Annotated in this window: 2 tRNA genes and 2 rRNA genes; all 4 read right to left on the bottom strand. The window is 54.8% G+C overall.

What is annotated here, in order from left to right:
* Positions 1-127, bottom strand: a 23S ribosomal RNA gene (locus tag AC1DE4_RS31735); the annotation flags it as partial.
* A 505-nt stretch (positions 128-632) separates the two neighbouring features.
* Positions 633-708: transfer RNA gene (locus AC1DE4_RS31730), tRNA-Ala, on the bottom strand.
* A 69-nt stretch (positions 709-777) separates the two neighbouring features.
* Positions 778-854 (bottom strand) — tRNA-Ile (locus tag AC1DE4_RS31725).
* Positions 855-1,166: 312 nt separating this feature from the next.
* Positions 1,167-1,287: ribosomal RNA gene (locus AC1DE4_RS31720) — 16S ribosomal RNA — on the bottom strand; the annotation flags it as partial.

The following is a 1,287-nucleotide window of genomic DNA, read 5'->3' as shown; positions in this document are numbered from 1 at the left end:
TTGCCCCATTCGGAGATCCATGGATCAAAGCTTATTCGCAGCTCCCCACGGCTTTTCGCAGCGTATCACGTCCTTCATCGCCTGTGCATGCCAAGGCATCCACCAAATGCCCTTACGACACTTAATCGTTCTCATTGCCAATGCTCATCATCTCGTTGCCCGCATCCCGAAGGAAACGGCAACAGACCGGGTTACCTTTTACAACCCAGTCAATCCAACAATGCCATCGACGTGTTCGATCCGGTCCCTTTATTGGAGCTACGCCGAGCAGCTCGCTTGGGCCGGATCTTTAAGACCAGCTTCTCGAGATTAAATCCGGTACCGCGCGGTCAGGCAACGGTAATCAGACCAACCATCAGACAGCACCAAAAGGCACCGAACAATGGGCAATCCTSAYGACARGCTTCCTTCCTACCTCCAGTCCCTCCACCAGATCCGGCCGACTAAGCCATCCTTGGTTTCAACAGAACTGGGCTCGGACATCTCGCSCAATCCATRGGATTGTGCAAAACACCTGGAAGCCTCCAGATCAATCTTCTCTTCACGATATATGCAGAACAGGCATCCGGCCGAAGCCGATGCAAACTTTGTTTTTCTCCAGAAGGATATCCCGGCTCGACACCAAAGCGATTTGGTGGAGCTGAGCGGGATCGAACCGCTGACCCCCTGCTTGCAAAGCAGGTGCTCTCCCAGCTGAGCTACAGCCCCAACCATCGCAACACCTGACAGCAAACCGTCAGGATCAGGCATTCCCTAACCATCACTTGCAAATGCAAATGGTGGGCCCGGGAAGACTTGAACTTCCGACCCCACGCTTATCAAGCGTGTGCTCTAACCAACTGAGCTACGGGCCCATCTCGCTGAACGATTAAGTCTGCGTCAGGCACCCATGCAGGCCAGAGGCCGTCGCCGGTCGTCCGGCGCCCTCGCGGAGCGCAGCACCGAAGGTGCGGACAGCGCGTGAGCGCAGAACTCAAGGTTCTATCCTTCATGAAGAAAGAGAAACGTGGACGGCGAAAGCTCGCCATACCCGCTGTCTGCGAAGCAGATCGGCAGGCGTATTGCGTTTCGATCGTGATCTGACTGATCCGATCTATGTTCTAAAAAGCACGGGAAGGTTCATACCGTTCAAGACGGTCGTCTTACCAATTCCACAGCTTCCTTAGAAAGGAGGTGATCCAGCCGCAGGTTCCCCTACGGCTACCTTGTTACGACTTCACCCCAGTCGCTGACCCTACCGTGGTTAGCTGCCTCCTTGCGGTTAGCACACTACCTTCGGGTAAAACC

This window comes from Rhizobium sp. 10N414, from assembly GCF_056394785.1.
This window is presented reverse-complemented; position numbering and strand designations above follow the sequence as displayed.